This window comes from Amphritea atlantica (assembly GCF_900111095.1).
GTDB lineage: Bacteria > Pseudomonadota > Gammaproteobacteria > Pseudomonadales > Balneatricaceae > Amphritea > Amphritea atlantica.
The window spans coordinates 231,234-245,964 of sequence record NZ_FOGB01000005.1 but is presented as its reverse complement, the minus strand read 5'-3'; the positions used below and the strand labels follow the sequence as shown (position 1 = coordinate 245,964).

The window sequence follows — 14,731 nt, the reverse complement described above, 5'->3', positions numbered from 1 at the left end:
GTCGGCTTAGATCTGGCTCCGCTACCAACGTAATAATCAGAGGTGTATCGAAAGGGTATGCCTTTTTATGTCTGATGTAAGTCAAGCGTGTCGTATCTTAATTATTCGTTAACTGAGATAGCCTTTATTTTGTGACTTCAATCTTAAAGTCTTGCTGAAGCTTAGCCCAATGCGATCTAAGGCCTTCTTTGTGCACTTCGTTCATCGGTAACGCTTTCAGAGTCTCAGGCCATAACTCTCTTGCCTTGCTCATTGTATCGTCCAAGTGAGGCTTTATCACTCGCCACGGAATGTCAGACCTGCCTGCCCACGACTGAAAGTGTGCCATGGTGACTGTATACCACTCTTTTGTTTTACCTAAATTGAGCGCGTATTGGGTTTCATTCTCGATATAGACATTGGTTGTTACGATATCGTATGCAGGAGAAAGTCGAGGCGTAACCTTATCAGGGTACAGGAAGCTCCAGTTCTTAAGGTGCGCATCTCCATTCGCCAAGAGAATATTCACCAGTAACCGCCTTGCGAACTGCTGAGCGTCGGCCAGCCCGTCGCCAGAAAAGTCATAGATGACTTTGCCGATATTCTCGTAATTAGCGGAAGTGTATTTTTCGTGCGGGTACTTCACCAGAATTTGCGCGAAGTCTTCCATGTGGATGCGCTGGCTCATGTTTTGATCTACAGGGTCACGATCAAACCGTTTAATAGCAAAGGCTTGCTTTTCATCTGGCAGGTTAATTTGTGGCAGATTATCCAGCTTGTCCAGTTCAACCAGCTTGATTTCGGGAATATCAACTCCAGCTAATGCGGCTAACGACATGGCAGTGTATTCGTTCAGAGGTACGAACTTATGCTTGGTTGAGGGCGTTTTGATAATCCAGTCGCCCAGTACATCACCTTTGGATAAGTTATAGCGTCCATCCTTTTCCTTCATAGAAAACTTCATTTGCACGCCAGCCAAGGAAAACTTGTTTTCTCTTCCTTTCTTGTGAAGAGCATCTTTATCGAACTTAATCGCCTTAGCCTTTCCGTGCGTGTTCAGTACGTAATCGGGAACATCATCCGGCTCCATTGGCGTGGCTTCGATAGCCCCGGGCAAGTCTTCGCCAAGATACGAGAGAATATGAAATTCATTATCAACGTGCACCTTCAGGCCTTGAGCGATTAGTTCTCGCAAAGATCCTTCTGGCAGCAAGTTTGAAAGCACAGGATGTAGTCGCTGATTTCTTGCCCATGACTCTGCCATGAGCCTGGCTGCATTCGGAAACTTCGGGTGGGTAATCAGGCTGAATGTTGGACGATCAGGGTTGTTCCTGAATGAATCTGCAAAGCTCAACACATTGCGGCCATTCTTAAACCCTGCGAGATAGCCGATTAATACGCCATGAATTGAGAGCTGTAATACATTCATTTCATCGCCCACTTCATTTCTGGCATCTGCGCTCATTCGTTTTCTCCCAACAAACCCTTCCATGGATCATCCGCCAGTGGGTTGCTTTGTTCTTTTCCCGTCTGGCTTGGCTTGGTTGGTGCCCCAGTTGATGGCCCAGAGTTTGAAATAGTATCGTCGGCCAGTGCCGCCAGCACAGCATTTATTTTTTCCTGTGGTATCAGCAGCAATTCACTTTTAAGCCCCTTAGCGACTAACTCAAGAGTATCAAGCCGAGGGTTGCCTTTGGATTCCAAACGCTGATATTGCTGGCGCGATATACCAACGCGCAGCATCATATCGTGCTGCTTGAGTTTTAGTGCGATACGGCGTTTTTTGATCTGTTCGAGTAGTGAATTCATAATGAAACGTATATGTTGCTATTTACCATTAAGAAACATATTAGTTTCTTTTTCTGGCTTCAGCAACATATAAGTTGCTTTTACGTGGTTAAAGCATTTTAATTGTAAAAAGAAGCATATATGTTGCTTTTTTAGAGGTGCTTCTATGTGCTGTTGTTCGCTTATTGTGTTGTGCCAAAATTCGCTTATTGTGCTTATTTCTTTGGGGGAAGAGGTGAGGAAAGAGCGGGCGAGCCAAATCTCAAAGCCCTAAATGCCCCCAGCCAGTTTTCCCAATTTGCAAAGCAAGTAGCGTAAGAGGCTGTGGACAACTGGCTGCCAAGCCCATCCTGTGTCATCTGATGGCAATGCTATCGCGTTTCTATGGTTGCAGTTCGGCTGACGATCTACTGGGTTACTAAATCGTTATTATGCCTTCCATATAGGTTACCGCTTTACCTGATATGTGGACTTCATCGGCTGCGTTTTGGCAGAATAACGTCCCCTCTCTGGATGATAACTGCAATGCAGTCATCTGGTTACGGGATAGCTTCTCGGCCCAGTAGGGGATAAGAGAGCAGTGGGCTGAACCTGTAACCGGATCTTCCAGAATACTCGCCTGAGGAGTAAAGAAACGAGAAACAAAGTCCACACTATCGCCTTTGGCAGTAACGATAATTCCTCCCGGATCCAGATTGATCTGATCAAGAATATTCCTGTTTGGCTGTATGCTGCGAATATCTGCTTCGCTATCAAAGACAAGGAGATAGTCACGGGCTTTAAGTACTTCGATGGGGGGGATATGCAAGGCATCCAATATCGCCTGAGGGGCGTTATCGGTTAATGGTTTTCGGGATGGAAAAATCAACGTAATCAGATCGTTATTGATTTTGACCGGGAGTTTGCCGCTTGTAGACTGGAAAATCAGATCTGATTTGCTATAGCCTAAGTGCTTTGTTATCACATGTGCAGCTGCCAGAGTGGCATGGCCGCACAGATCCATTTCAATTTCGGGCGTGAACCAGCGGATCTCAAAACCTACTTTATTCGGAACAAAAAACGCGGTTTCAGCCACAGAGTTTTCCATCGCTATCTGTTGCATCAGCGCGTCACTGAGCCACTCTTTCAGCGGACAAACGGCGGCTGGGTTACCTCCAAATAGCGTGTCTGTAAATGCATCAACCTGGAAAATACGTAACTTCACTAGTGACTCCTTAAGGGGGAGAGATGGATGGAAGGTGGCCTATGCTGATGAAAGACAGCCCTAACTTTTTTGCAAAACTCAACCAGCTTACTGATTACATCAGCAGGCTGGTGGCGAGGAATAGCATCAGGCCCATCCCCAGGATATCGGTAAAGGTGGTCAGGAAGATACTGCTGGCCATTGCCGGGTCGGCGCCAAAGCGTTTCAGGGTTACGGGGACCAGTACCCCAAAAATTCCGCTGCCGATGCAGGCTCCCACCATGGCGACTAACACCACCAGTGCAAGTATCGCAGAATTTTCTGTGCCACTGATACCCGCGTAGATCCACATCGCCAGTGCAGCGACTAAACCCACAAAGAAGCCGTTCATGGCGCCAAGAATAATCTCCTTTCGAAGCACTCTGGAGACGGATATGTTGGCCAGTTCTCCCAGCGTCATACTCCTCAGCGTGATTGCCAGCGCCTGACAGCCGGTATTGCCACTCTGTCCGGCAAGCACCGGCAGAAATACGGCAAGCACGACGATACGGGCGATGGTGTCTTCAAACATCCCGACGACAAAGGCTGCGGCAAATGCGGTCAGCAGGTTGATCTGCAACCAGGGGTGGCGCATGCGAAACGATTCAAGTATGGGGGTTGTGATGCGCTCCTCTTTATCCACACCTACCATTGATCCTGCCTGAGCACTGATCTCGGTGGCGACATATTCAAACAACCGCCAGCCATAGACCAGTCCCAGTAGCGTCCCCTCTTCATCGGTTACCGGATAAAGGCGATGGCGTTGTAACAGGGCCGCGTTCACCGCTTCAGGCATCTCAACATCGGGTGTGAAGGCAAATGGATCGTGCGTCATGATCTGTTCAAGAGTCTGCCCGGGACTTGCGAGCAGGAGATCGCGCATCGCCACAACCCCCAGTAGTTTCTCGTCTTCATCGGTAACGTAGATATAGGTGATGGTGATTGAGGGATCTGTTCTGACAATATGATCCAGGGCACTGGCAACGGTATCCTGTGGTGATAAGATGCCAAAAGCCTCAGTCATTAACCGTTCCACCGTACCGCTGAGACCTTCAAGTGGATGAGGGGTATTACCTCTTTCATCATCGTTATCCGCTTCTGATGCCAGGTGCGACGCTATCTTAAGTGCAACATCCGCTGGAAGCTCGCTAAGCGCACGTTCAATATTGTCGGGTGTTGTCTGTGCCAGCAGAGATGCGGCGATGGTCGGGTCCATATCAGCCAAGGTGATTGCGCTGGCGTCAGTTGCTCTATTGTCTGTATTCATGTCAGAAACTCTCATTGCAGATCGTCAGCAGTTTATATCTGCGCAGCTAAACAATAGCCCAGATATGAGACATGCGCTATAAGAAGGTCTTTTTATAAATCCTTTTAAATTCAATGCTTTTAATGCCAATGGAGAATATTGTGGGATATAATAGTTGCAATTTAGTTAATATGTTAACAAAATAGAGAGATTGAACTGATCGTTGTCTCCCCTGATTAGACGCGGTCTGTAGATAAAAAAGTTAAGAGGAAACTGAAAATGGGTAAACTGGCTCTTGTTGCGAAAATTACGCATGTTCCCAGTATGTATCTGTCTGAACTGGATGGGCCGCAAAAAGGTTCCCGTCAGGCAGCCATTGACGGACATATTGAGATTGGCAAGCGCTGTCGGGAGCTGGGTGTTGATACTATCGTGGTGTTTGATACCCACTGGTTAGTCAATGCGAATTATCATATTAACTGTGCGCCTCATTTTAAAGGGAACTACACCAGTGGTGAGCTGCCTCACTTCATCTCCAATATGGAGTTTGAATATGATGGTAACCCTGAGTTGGGAAAAATTCTTGCTAATGAGTGTTGTCAGCAAGGGGTCGAAACACTGGCCCATGATAAGACCTCACTGGGGCCGGAATATGGCACTATCGTGCCGATGCGTTATATGAATGAAGACCGCCACTTCAAGGTTATCTCTGTTTCCGCTTTATGCACCGTTCACTATCTGAATGATTCTGCCCGTCTTGGCTGGGCGATGCGTGAAGCAATTGAAAAGCATTACGACGGCACGGTTGCTTTCTTTGCCAGTGGTTCGCTATCTCATCGCTTTGCTCAGAACGGTCAGGCACCGGAGTTTGCCAACAAGATCTGGAGTCCATTCCTTGAGACCCTGGATACTGAAGTGGTTAATATGTGGAAACGTGGTGACTGGAAAACGTTCTGCGAGATGTTGCCTGAATATGCGGCCAAAGGTCATGGTGAAGGCTTTATGCACGATACCGCGATGATGCTGGGGGCGCTGGGCTGGTCTGATTATGAAGGTCAGGCCGAAATTCTGACACCTTATTTCGGTAGTTCAGGCACCGGACAGATTAACTGTGTATTCCCTGTGACTGAACAGGATGGATCTGCTGTTCCAGGGCCTCAGGCATCGGTCACCGAAAGTTTTGCGCCGGGTGCCAGCCGTTTGTAAGTGCAACAGTTTTGCCCGTAGGGAGGTCTCTGGCCTCCCATATCTTCTGCTCAGCCCCTCTCCGGTTAACATAGTCGCCTAATCCTTCCTTCGTGTTTAACTCTTTGTAATATTTACGAAATCTATTCTGAGTAGAATGCCCGGTCTTGTTGCTGTGTCTCCGCCGGAGTTGTGTTGTGAAAACTACCCTGTTTGACCTGATTTGGAAGCTGAAGCGTGCCCTTGAGAAAGAGGGGCATAAGCCAATTGATCTGCATAAATTTACCGAGGACAGCGAATATCGCCGTACCATTCTGTTAAATGCAGATAGTAGTCAGTTTCAGTTCAGTGCCGGAATCCGGGCCATTTATAAGGATCTGCTGACAGATGAAGCGCTGGATCTGACCAAAGAGATCGATCTGCAACAAGCAGCGGTGGATGACCCGGATAAGTTTGTGGCAGCAAACACTGGGCCTGCATCGCCAGCAGAGGTTAATGTAACGTCTGAAGCGAAAGGGCGTAACCGAATTGTTGCGGGACTGATGGCGCTGATTCTGCTGGTTGCGCTGGTATCTGGTTGGCAATATTTTCAGCTATCAGAACGTGGGGCAGCAGAGCCTCAGGGGATGGCGTCAAACCAGGTGGACGGTCGTGTGGCTGCTGAAAAAACGATATTCAAAGAGCAGGTGCTGTTTCGCTTACATGGCTCCAATACCATCGGCGAGACCCTGGCACCGGAGCTGCTGAAAGCGTTTCTGACCGACCAGGGGGCAGAGGATATTCAACTGCGCACAACTGCCATCGATGTCGAGAATAATCTTCTGTTCCATATGCCGGGGGATAACGTTATCTCGCGGATAGAGATGCAGGCGCACGGTTCCAGTACCGGGTTCAGGTCGCTTGATCAGGGCGCTGCCGATCTGGCGATGGCTTCCCGGCGGATTAAAGAGGTTGAAAATGAGCAGTTGTCGGGGCGCTATGGCGATCTGAGATCGAAAGGTACCGAACATATTATCGGTATGGATGGGCTGGCGGTAATCGTCAACCCGGCCAATCCGGTCAGCCATCTGAGTACTGCGCAACTGGCGATGCTGTTTTCCGGTACGGTTGATAACTGGTCTGCGTTCGGTGGGCCGGATCTGCCGGTCAGAGTGTATGCCCGGGATGCAAATTCCGGTACCTGGGATTCCTTCAAATCGATGGTGTTGAAAAAACACCATAAGACACTTGCTGCGACAGCTGAACGAATTGAGTCCAGTATCGAGTTGTCAGATCAGGTGAGTAAGGAGCCCGGAGCGATCGGCTTCATCGGACTTCCTTATATTCTGCGGGCAAAAGCGCTGGCGATCTCGGATGAGTCCAATGCTCAACCGATCTATCCTACCTCGTTTACCATCTCCACCGAGGATTATCCGCTGGTACGCCGGTTGTATATGTATGAGCCTGCAACCGTGGCGACAGGCTCTGTGATCGATCAGTTTATCCGCTTTGTGCTGTCAGAGAAGGGCCAGGATGTGGTTAAAGAGGCTGGGTTTATCTCGCAAAATGTCTATAAAACCCGACCGGTATTGAGCAGTCAGCTTCCTGCAGAATACAGACAGCTGACTCAGAATGCAGAACGACTCTCCCTCAATTTCCGCTTTCACAGTGGCACTATTGTGCTCGATAACAAAGCCCAGCGGGATCTTGACCGGGTGGTGAAATATTTTGAAGACCATCCGGGACAATCCGCTATTCTGGTGGGGTTCTCTGACAGTATCGGAGAGCCCGCCGCCAATCGGCAGATCTCTCAGCAGCGGGCGGAGGCGGTGGAACAGGCGCTGCTGGCACGGGGTATCAATGTACAGTTTGTTGAGGGGATGGGGGAAGCGGTGCCCATCGCCTCGAACATAACCCGTGCCGGGCGTCAGCGTAACCGCCGGGTAGAGATCTGGGTGCGCAGTCCGGATGCTGTCGCCGGGTATTAGGGTCATGTGCTGTCCGGCTGACAAGAGGTTCTGCCGGCGGCAATATTTCTCAGGTGTTTATACAATTCTGATGAGTTCGTTTTTCTATAGCACTTCATAGAAGTTCATCTCTACCAGGTCCGGTCTGCGGATCCCCGTACCAATGAAAAGGCGTTCAGTAATCCATCTCATGGATGGCGCATCTGTTTCAAATTTTGGACAGCAGCGGAAATATATCTCAGCAGGATCGACGGGTTCCCCTTTGATCAGGCGTTCAGTGATTTCTGGTTCTGCGACCCGAATGGCCCGGTTGTGAACATAGATTAGTTCACCACCCGTGATCTCTAATACATAGTGAGCATCCAGGTTCGCCATACGTGGTGTAAGAATTAGCTGATAATCAGCGCCGCCGGGTAAAACTTTTCCCCTCCAGCCATCACCTTGCACAGTGCCGCCAATAATAGGAATGACTCTTCGTTGGCCGTGTTGTGCATGTCCAATCTCCTGCGGAGGATCAACTTTTACTTTGAGTTCTGCAAAGTGTCTGATCTGTGGTGCGGTGTTCATTGTTTTCTCGCCTTTTTGGAGATCGGTTGTGTTTAAGCTTTACTGTTATTAATGACAGCTGATACCCCCTCAGCCTATCGGGAAAATATTGAGGGGAAGTACATTCCTCGATATTCTCATATATCTCTTTTTTGTTAACATATTAATTAATATTTTGTTTGGTATGTCAACAAAGAATTGTTTTATCAGTATGCGTGATGGTGGGAGGGCATCACGGGAAGGAATCTACTCCGCTGACATCTGAACCAGAATTTTTTGTTCAACGAGCAACTAATCAGGAAAAAAGAGATGAAAAAAATAACAAAATTCTTAGCCTCTGCAAGTGTGTGTGCCGGAATGTTTGTGTCACTCAGTGCAACTGCTGTTACGACGCTTAAGGTGGGAACCTGGCTACCACCCACGGCACCACAGAATGCTATTGTCTGGCCTACCTGGGCTAAGTGGGTTGAAGAGGCCACCGAAGGCCGGGTTAAAGTTGAGCTTGAGTATGGTCTGGGGCATCCCAAGTCGATGTTTGACCTAGTGGAAGATCAGGTTATTGACGCCAGTTTTACGGTTAACGGCTATGTGCCGGGTCGTTTTTCTCTGGGGAGCATCGCTGAACTTCCGGGCGAAAGTTCTGATGCAGAAAAAGCCTCGGTCGCGCTGTGGAAAGTGCAGGAAAAGTATTTTAATCAGGCAAATGAGTATGATGGTCTGAAGCTGTTGGGGCTGTTTGTACATGGCCCTGGACAGCTGCACACCACTTTTCCGGTTAACTCACTGGCGGACCTGAAAGATAAGAAGATCCGTATCGGTGGCGGCGTTGCAACTGAAGTGGCTAAGCGTCTGGAGGTCACCGAGGTGGCGGCACCTGCACCAAAAATCTATGAGATGATGCAGCAGGGCGTGGTTGAAGGGGTGTTTCTGCCAGCACTGGATCTTAAATACCTGCGACTGGCAGAAGTGTCTAAATATCTGACCGCCTTCCCGGATGGGATGTATACCACGACCTTTAGTTTCTTTATTAATCCGGATTCATTTGCTGCGCTGAGTGAAAAGGATCAGAAGGCGCTGATGAGCGTTTCCGGTGAGAAACTGTCCCGTTTAGCGGGTAAAACCTGGGGTGAAGCCGATGCCAACGGTTATGCTGCAGCCAAAGAGAACGGTATTGTAATCAACCGTCTCAGTGAAACCGATCCTATGGTGCTGGAACTGAAAGCAAAAACCGACGATATGGCGGCTCACTGGATTGAAACGGCAAAGGCGAAAAACGTTGATGGTGCTGCTGCACTGGAGATGTTCCGTTCACTGGCTAAGTAAGGTTATATAAAAGACGCTTTTAAAGAGCGTCGTTGATGAGGGTCTGCCAGCCTGTTTCGATCTGAAACTGTCTGACAGACCCTTTTTGGTATTAGTCAGTCTGACGCTGACTGTTGTCCAGTTGCCGGATTAAGCCGTAAAGTGCAGCGATATAGGGCACCTCTTTGCCGAGCTTTTCGGCTATCTCATAGACCACACCAATAAGAGCCTCATATTCCAGAGGCCGGCCCGCTTCAACATCCTGCAGCATTGAGGTTTTGAACGCTCCGAGCTTGCGGGTGGTTACGTTTCTCTCTTCCGGTGTTTGCTCCACTATGCAGCCAATTAGCTTGCCGATCTCCAGCGCTTCGCGCATTGCTTTGCAACAAAGTTGATTGACCAGTGGGTCATCAAGGATGCGATCTGCTGTCGCACGGGTCAGGGCTGAGACCGGATTGATAGTCATATTTCCCAGAAGCTTGTACCAGATATCCTGCTGAATCCTGGGAGATATTTTGACATTGAATCCTGCTTTCTCAAGGAGTTTACCCAGTCGTAATGTGGGCTCTGACGGCGCCCCATAGGGTTCACCAATAATCAGGTTATTGCCCATGCTCAGCTGGATCATACCCGGAGACCGAGCGGTTGCAGCCAGATGCACAACACAGCCAATAACCTGATGGCTGGGGATGAATTCCCTCAGGTCTCCAAGCGGGTCGATGGTGTTGAGCAGGTAGTCAGCAGGAGCTCCCGGCAAGCCATCAAAGAACCACCAGGGAACCCCATTCATCGCCAGAAGAACACGGGTGTGTTCTCCGATCAGCGGTTTTAGCTGTTTGATGACAGGATTCATCGAGGGTTGTTTTACAGCGATAATGATCAGATCCTGAACGCCGAGATTATCCGGTGCGGATATCGCTGTCACCGGATAAAAACGGGTTTGATTATCTTCTGTCAGCCCGATTCCGTGTTGCTGCAGTGATTGCAGAGTGTCGCCCCGGGCAATCACTGAAACCGCTATCCCCGTAGCGCTAAGCCGCGCTGCAATCAGTCCGCCAATGGCACCTGCACCGTATACACATACATTCATATCGGGAGTCCTGCAAATCAGCTTAACGTTTGAAAGATGAGTCCTGCTTTTCTACGATTCGCTTCATCGCTGCAAATACATCTTCGCCCGCACCAAACTTAGGATCAAAGTTGAGTGAGTCTCTGGTGCACTTCTTCACGATCTCTTCAGGAATCTCGCGTACTTTACCCATCGCCATTGAAGCACATTGTACTTCACAGGCACGACTTACCAGCCACATCAGGGCAAATGCCTGTGCCAGGCTACCGCCGATCACGACAGGACCGTGGTTACGTAACAGCAGAATTGGCTTGTCACCCGCGCTTTCAAGGATACGTGCTCCCTCGTCCAGGTGTACAGTAATCCCTTCGAATTCGTGGTAGGCAACTTTATCGTGAAGTTGGGCCGCATAAAAGTTGCTGTAGGAAAGACCTTCTTCCAGGCAGCAAACTGCCAGGGTCGGGGTGGTGTGAACGTGCATCACACAATGGCCATCAGGTACTTTGTCATGGATCTGGCTGTGGAAAGTAAAACCGGCAGGGTTGATCGGCCAGTCAGAGTGACCGATGATAGTACCGTCAACATCGACTTTAACCAGGTTTGAAGCGGTCACTTCACTGTAGTGCAGGCCAAATGGGTTGATCAGGAAGTGCCCTTCCTCACCAGGCACACGCAAAGAGATATGGTTGTAGATCGACTCATCCCATTTCAGATAGGCAAAAATGCGGTACATCGCAGCCAGGTCGACCCGGGCATTCCACTCGGCTTCGCTAAATCTGGAAGGGCGTTCATAGTAACGATTGGACAAAGACATACTGTTTCCTCATATTTATTGTGGATGCATTTGATTAATATATTAATTAAAATGACCGCAATAAAAAGCATAATAAATATTATTCAGCTCTATATTTTTCTTATATGGTTTCACTATGAATACAAAGCAACTGGTCTATTTCCTTAAAACTGCTGAACTAAGCAGCATCGCGGCTGCAGCGCGTGAGCTGGATATTGCCCAGCCGAGTATCAGTCTGCAGCTGGAAAACCTTGAGCATGAGCTGGGCAGCTCTTTGTTTGATCGAGACTATCGGGGCGTCCGGTTGACTGAAACTGGACAGCTGTTCCGGGTTCATGCTGAATCAATTTTACGCCAGGTCGATCAGGCAAAGCTGGATATCCGGCAAACCGAAGAGGAGCCCGCTGGTCGGCTGGCGCTGGGCATGACTCAGCCGATTGGCAATGTGGTGTCCGTGCCGCTGCTGACACTGGTGGAGCAACGCTATCCTAAAATAGAACTGGATCTGTTTGCTGGATTGTCTTACAACCTGTCGTCACAGTTGCTCAGCGGTGAGATTGACCTGGCTATCTCATCACCGGACGGCAGTGATATGAAACAGTTGACCCGGGAGACTCTGTTGCGGGAGAAACTCTATCTGGCGATGGGCGTCAATCCGCGAAACAGCTCACAGGAGGCGCTTTGCAATCGGTCTCAGATTGCCTTTGCTGAGCTGTCTGAGCATGAGGTCATTGTCACCGGACGGCAGGACTCGCTGGGATATCTGTTACGTCAGTACGAACAGCAGACAGGTGTTAAGGTGCGACAGAAACCTGCTTTCGGTCAGTTGATGACAACCCTGCGGTACGTTTCCGATGGTTATGGCATGCTTCTCAGTCCCTCCTCCTCTTTTTACCATCTGGAGGCGATAGGGCAGATCCATGCACTTGAAGTTATCGAGCCTTCCATGGAACGGGATGTGTATATTTCCACCGCGGCAAACCGCCCTCGCAGTTCGCTGATACGCGCGGTTATCCCACTGATTCATGAAGTTGTCCGGCAGGAACATCGTGCTGGTCACTGGCGCGGTGAGCTGCAGACAGGAAACCAAGGCCAGCGGGTTACCTCGGGCATTCCGTAAATATTTTTTTACTACACTCTTTACAGACCTGTTGGTCCAGTCGGGGCACACAGTAACTGATGGCCTGATGTGCGGTGTCGAATATGCGTTGTGGCCCCAGTTTGTCAAGAAAACCCTTTGCTCTTATCTCATCAATGATGGTTCCTTTTAGTGAGCAGATCACTAACTGGATTCCCCGCTTTTCCAGCCTTGATGACTCTTGAGCGAGAAACTCTATCCCTGCCAGATCGATGAAGTTGATCCCTTTCGCATTGATAATGATGTATTTGAGTGTGGGCCCTCCGGCGGCAGTGCTTTGTTGCAGCACACTCTGGATATGATCGATCGCGCCAAAAAAGAGTGAGCCGTCGATTCTGAGAATCTTTATCTGCGGACACTCCTGAAGATTATATCGCTGTATGTTGCGGATAATCCTCTTGGGTTCGTTCTGAGTCGGCGCGACATTGATGATGGAGGGGCGGGACGTTCTTTTCAGATAGGCAACCAGAGAGATTAATACACCCAGGTAGATGGCAAACTCCAGCTCAATAAACAGTGTTGCCAGCAAGGTGACGATGAAAATGGCGGTTTCGCTGCTGAACCGAAAAATAGGGATGATATTTTTAATATCGATAAGATTCCAGGCGATAAGAATAATCGCCCCCGCCATCGCTGGCAGCGGCAGGTAACCGGTCAGGTCGGGCAAAGAGACCAGCACCAGAGTAATCATGAACGCTGTAAAAATGGCTGCCAGTGGTGTTCTGGCCCCGGCATCGAAGTTTGCCCCCGAGCGGGTGAACGACCCGGACCCGGCGAAACAGGAAAACAGTCCACCGACCACATTTGCCAACCCCTGGCCGATAAACTCCTGATTGCCATCGATTCTTTGATTAGAGCGCAGTGCAATCGCCCGCGCTATCGAGACCGCTTCCAACAGGCCGAGCATCGCTATTGCCAGTGCGCCCGATGCCAGTTGGCTGAACTCATAGAGGGAAACATCAGGTAGCGCGAAAGCGGGCAGAGAACCGGAAAGTGCCCCTACCATATTGACGCCATGCCCCTGCCCATCGATTAACCAACACAGGCCACTACCCAACAGCATAGCGATCAGGAGGTTGGGCCCGCGCGGCAGTAGTTTTTTAATCACCAGTGCTGAGATCAACGTGGCAATACCGATTATCAATGCGTAGGTGTTTGCCTGAGACAAATGCAGAGTGATTGTACGGATCTCCTCGGGGAAAGAGAGGCCAGCGGCTACCGGCAGATCGGTAATATGTTTCAACTGACTGGTTGCGATCAGTATCGCTGCACCGGAGGTAAAGCCAAGAATCACCGTGTGGGAGATGAAATTGACCACTGAACCCAGCCGTAATATCCCGAGTGACAGCTGAATCAGTCCGGATAGCAGGGTGATCGTCAGGACTGTATTGATATATAAGTCGCTATTGCCTGGGTCGGTGATACCGGACGCTACACTCATGACGACGATCGACATCGGTGCAGCGGGTCCTGTGATCAGGTGGCTGGACGAACCAAACAGTGCTGCCACCATGGCTGTGATGATCGCTGTGTATAACCCATATTCAGGCGGCATCCCGGCAATCAGAGCGTAGGCGACGCCTTGCGGCAACACCAGTACCGCACCGGTTAATCCGGCGAACAGATCGGCCCTTAATGTCTGGCCATTGATGGTGCGTCCCCAGGTTATGAAAGGCAGCCATCGTACAATCGAGCGCATCTTACTCATCGTTACCTGCAGGTGTCGGAACAGCGTTTAACCACATCGGTCAGAACCGTTTCAGCTGACAACCAGGAAGGGGCGGATAAGAGACACTTTTCCGCGCTGTCTGACCGGTATGCCACAGGCCGTTAAACGGCGGTCTGATGCTTTAACATCATATTAACTGCCGTATTGGCCATCTCTTCCAACTGACTCTGTTCTGTGTAGATGCCGTCATTCAGCAGACGGCACAGCCCATGTAGCGTAGCCCAGTATACCTGTGCTGTGCGCAGCACTGAATCACCTGTCTGAATAACATTCTGCTGACACAGTTGTTCAATCCAGCTGAGCCAGCTTTTGAAGTGTTGCCGGGAGCGCTCAAGCAGTGAGTTAGTCGGGGTGCCGTTACGCCAGATCTCACGGCCAAACATCAGGTCATATTGCTCCCGGTGTTGATAGGCGAGGGCGATATAAGTATGTACATACTGGGTAAATGTCGTTGCCAGTGGCGCGGATGATGCGCTGGTCCTCACTTCTTGCAGCAGTGTTTCCACCCGCTCAAATCCCTGCTCTGCAATGGCACACAACAGGGCATTCTTATCTTTAAAGTGGTGGTAGGGAGCGGTACGGGATACCCCCACGCGATCCGCAAGCTTGCGCATCGAAAGGCTTTCGGTACCGCCCTCTGCGATCATCTCTGTCGCCGTCAGCAGCAGTGATTGATAGAGGTCGCCATGATGATAGTTGTGCTGTAGGGGAGCGGTCGGTTTCATCAGGATAATTTATCAATCAATCTTGACAGTGTCAAAATATCGCTCTATCTTGACGCTGTCCAG

13 protein-coding genes are annotated in these 14,731 nt (G+C 49.7%); 4 read left to right on the top strand and 9 right to left on the bottom strand.

Annotated features, from left to right (window positions below; genetic code table 11):
- Positions 1-124 precede the first annotated feature (124 nt).
- From BMY09_RS10805 to BMY09_RS10790, 4 genes are all read right to left on the bottom strand, one after another.
- Positions 125-1,444 (bottom strand): type II toxin-antitoxin system HipA family toxin, encoded by a 1,320-nt coding sequence (locus tag BMY09_RS10805; protein ID WP_091357758.1) that lies wholly within the window; start codon positions 1,442-1,444, stop codon positions 125-127.
- Entirely contained in the window at positions 1,441-1,788 is a 348-nt protein-coding gene (locus tag BMY09_RS10800; protein ID WP_091357756.1) for a helix-turn-helix domain-containing protein, read from the bottom strand. Before BMY09_RS10800 ends, BMY09_RS10805 begins: the two co-directional genes overlap by 4 nt.
- A 397-nt stretch (positions 1,789-2,185) precedes the next feature.
- Complete coding sequence (locus BMY09_RS10795; protein ID WP_091357753.1) at positions 2,186-2,971, bottom strand: PhzF family phenazine biosynthesis protein; 786 nt, start codon at positions 2,969-2,971, stop codon at positions 2,186-2,188.
- A 94-nt stretch (positions 2,972-3,065) separates the two neighbouring features.
- Positions 3,066-4,256 (bottom strand): magnesium transporter, encoded by a 1,191-nt coding sequence (locus BMY09_RS10790; RefSeq protein WP_091357751.1) that lies wholly within the window; start codon positions 4,254-4,256, stop codon positions 3,066-3,068.
- Between the two features lie 258 nt (positions 4,257-4,514).
- Here BMY09_RS10790 and hpaD point away from each other — a divergent pair, with 258 nt between their 5' ends.
- Complete coding sequence (hpaD, locus tag BMY09_RS10785; RefSeq protein WP_091357749.1) at positions 4,515-5,441, top strand: 3,4-dihydroxyphenylacetate 2,3-dioxygenase; 927 nt, start codon at positions 4,515-4,517, stop codon at positions 5,439-5,441.
- A 176-nt stretch (positions 5,442-5,617) separates the two neighbouring features.
- Positions 5,618-7,387, top strand: a complete 1,770-nt coding sequence (locus BMY09_RS10780) for a substrate-binding domain-containing protein (protein WP_091357747.1) — start codon at positions 5,618-5,620, stop codon at positions 7,385-7,387.
- An 84-nt stretch (positions 7,388-7,471) separates the two neighbouring features.
- Here the strand turns inward: BMY09_RS10780 and BMY09_RS10775 are convergent, their stop codons facing one another.
- A complete protein-coding gene (locus tag BMY09_RS10775; RefSeq protein WP_091357745.1) occupies positions 7,472-7,933 on the bottom strand; it encodes a DUF3237 domain-containing protein in 462 nt (153 codons plus the stop codon).
- 288 nt (positions 7,934-8,221) lie between these two features.
- Here BMY09_RS10775 and BMY09_RS10770 point away from each other — a divergent pair, with 288 nt between their 5' ends.
- A complete protein-coding gene (locus tag BMY09_RS10770) occupies positions 8,222-9,235 on the top strand; it encodes a TRAP transporter substrate-binding protein (RefSeq protein WP_091357743.1) in 1,014 nt (337 codons plus the stop codon).
- A gap of 91 nt (positions 9,236-9,326) precedes the next feature.
- On the opposite strand, the gene BMY09_RS10765 is transcribed toward BMY09_RS10770, so the two are convergent.
- Entirely contained in the window at positions 9,327-10,304 is a 978-nt protein-coding gene (locus BMY09_RS10765) for a 2-dehydropantoate 2-reductase (protein ID WP_091357740.1), read from the bottom strand.
- Positions 10,305-10,326: 22 nt separating this feature from the next.
- Positions 10,327-11,097: a class II aldolase/adducin family protein gene (locus BMY09_RS10760; RefSeq protein WP_091357738.1), complete on the bottom strand. Its 771-nt coding sequence runs from the start codon at positions 11,095-11,097 to the stop codon at positions 10,327-10,329.
- A 115-nt stretch (positions 11,098-11,212) separates the two neighbouring features.
- Here BMY09_RS10760 and BMY09_RS10755 point away from each other — a divergent pair, with 115 nt between their 5' ends.
- Positions 11,213-12,196: a LysR family transcriptional regulator gene (locus tag BMY09_RS10755; RefSeq protein WP_091357736.1), complete on the top strand. Its 984-nt coding sequence runs from the start codon at positions 11,213-11,215 to the stop codon at positions 12,194-12,196.
- On the opposite strand, the gene BMY09_RS10750 is transcribed toward BMY09_RS10755, so the two are convergent.
- Both BMY09_RS10750 and BMY09_RS10745 read right to left on the bottom strand, forming a co-directional pair.
- On the bottom strand, positions 12,177-13,922 hold the full coding sequence (locus BMY09_RS10750) for a SulP family inorganic anion transporter (protein WP_245756558.1): 1,746 nt from the start codon (positions 13,920-13,922) through the stop codon (positions 12,177-12,179). The two genes, BMY09_RS10755 and BMY09_RS10750, sit on opposite strands and share 20 nt — an antisense overlap.
- Positions 13,923-14,044: 122 nt before the next feature.
- Positions 14,045-14,668, bottom strand: a complete 624-nt coding sequence (locus tag BMY09_RS10745; RefSeq protein WP_091357734.1) for a TetR/AcrR family transcriptional regulator — start codon at positions 14,666-14,668, stop codon at positions 14,045-14,047.
- Between the last annotated feature and the right edge of the window lie 63 nt (positions 14,669-14,731).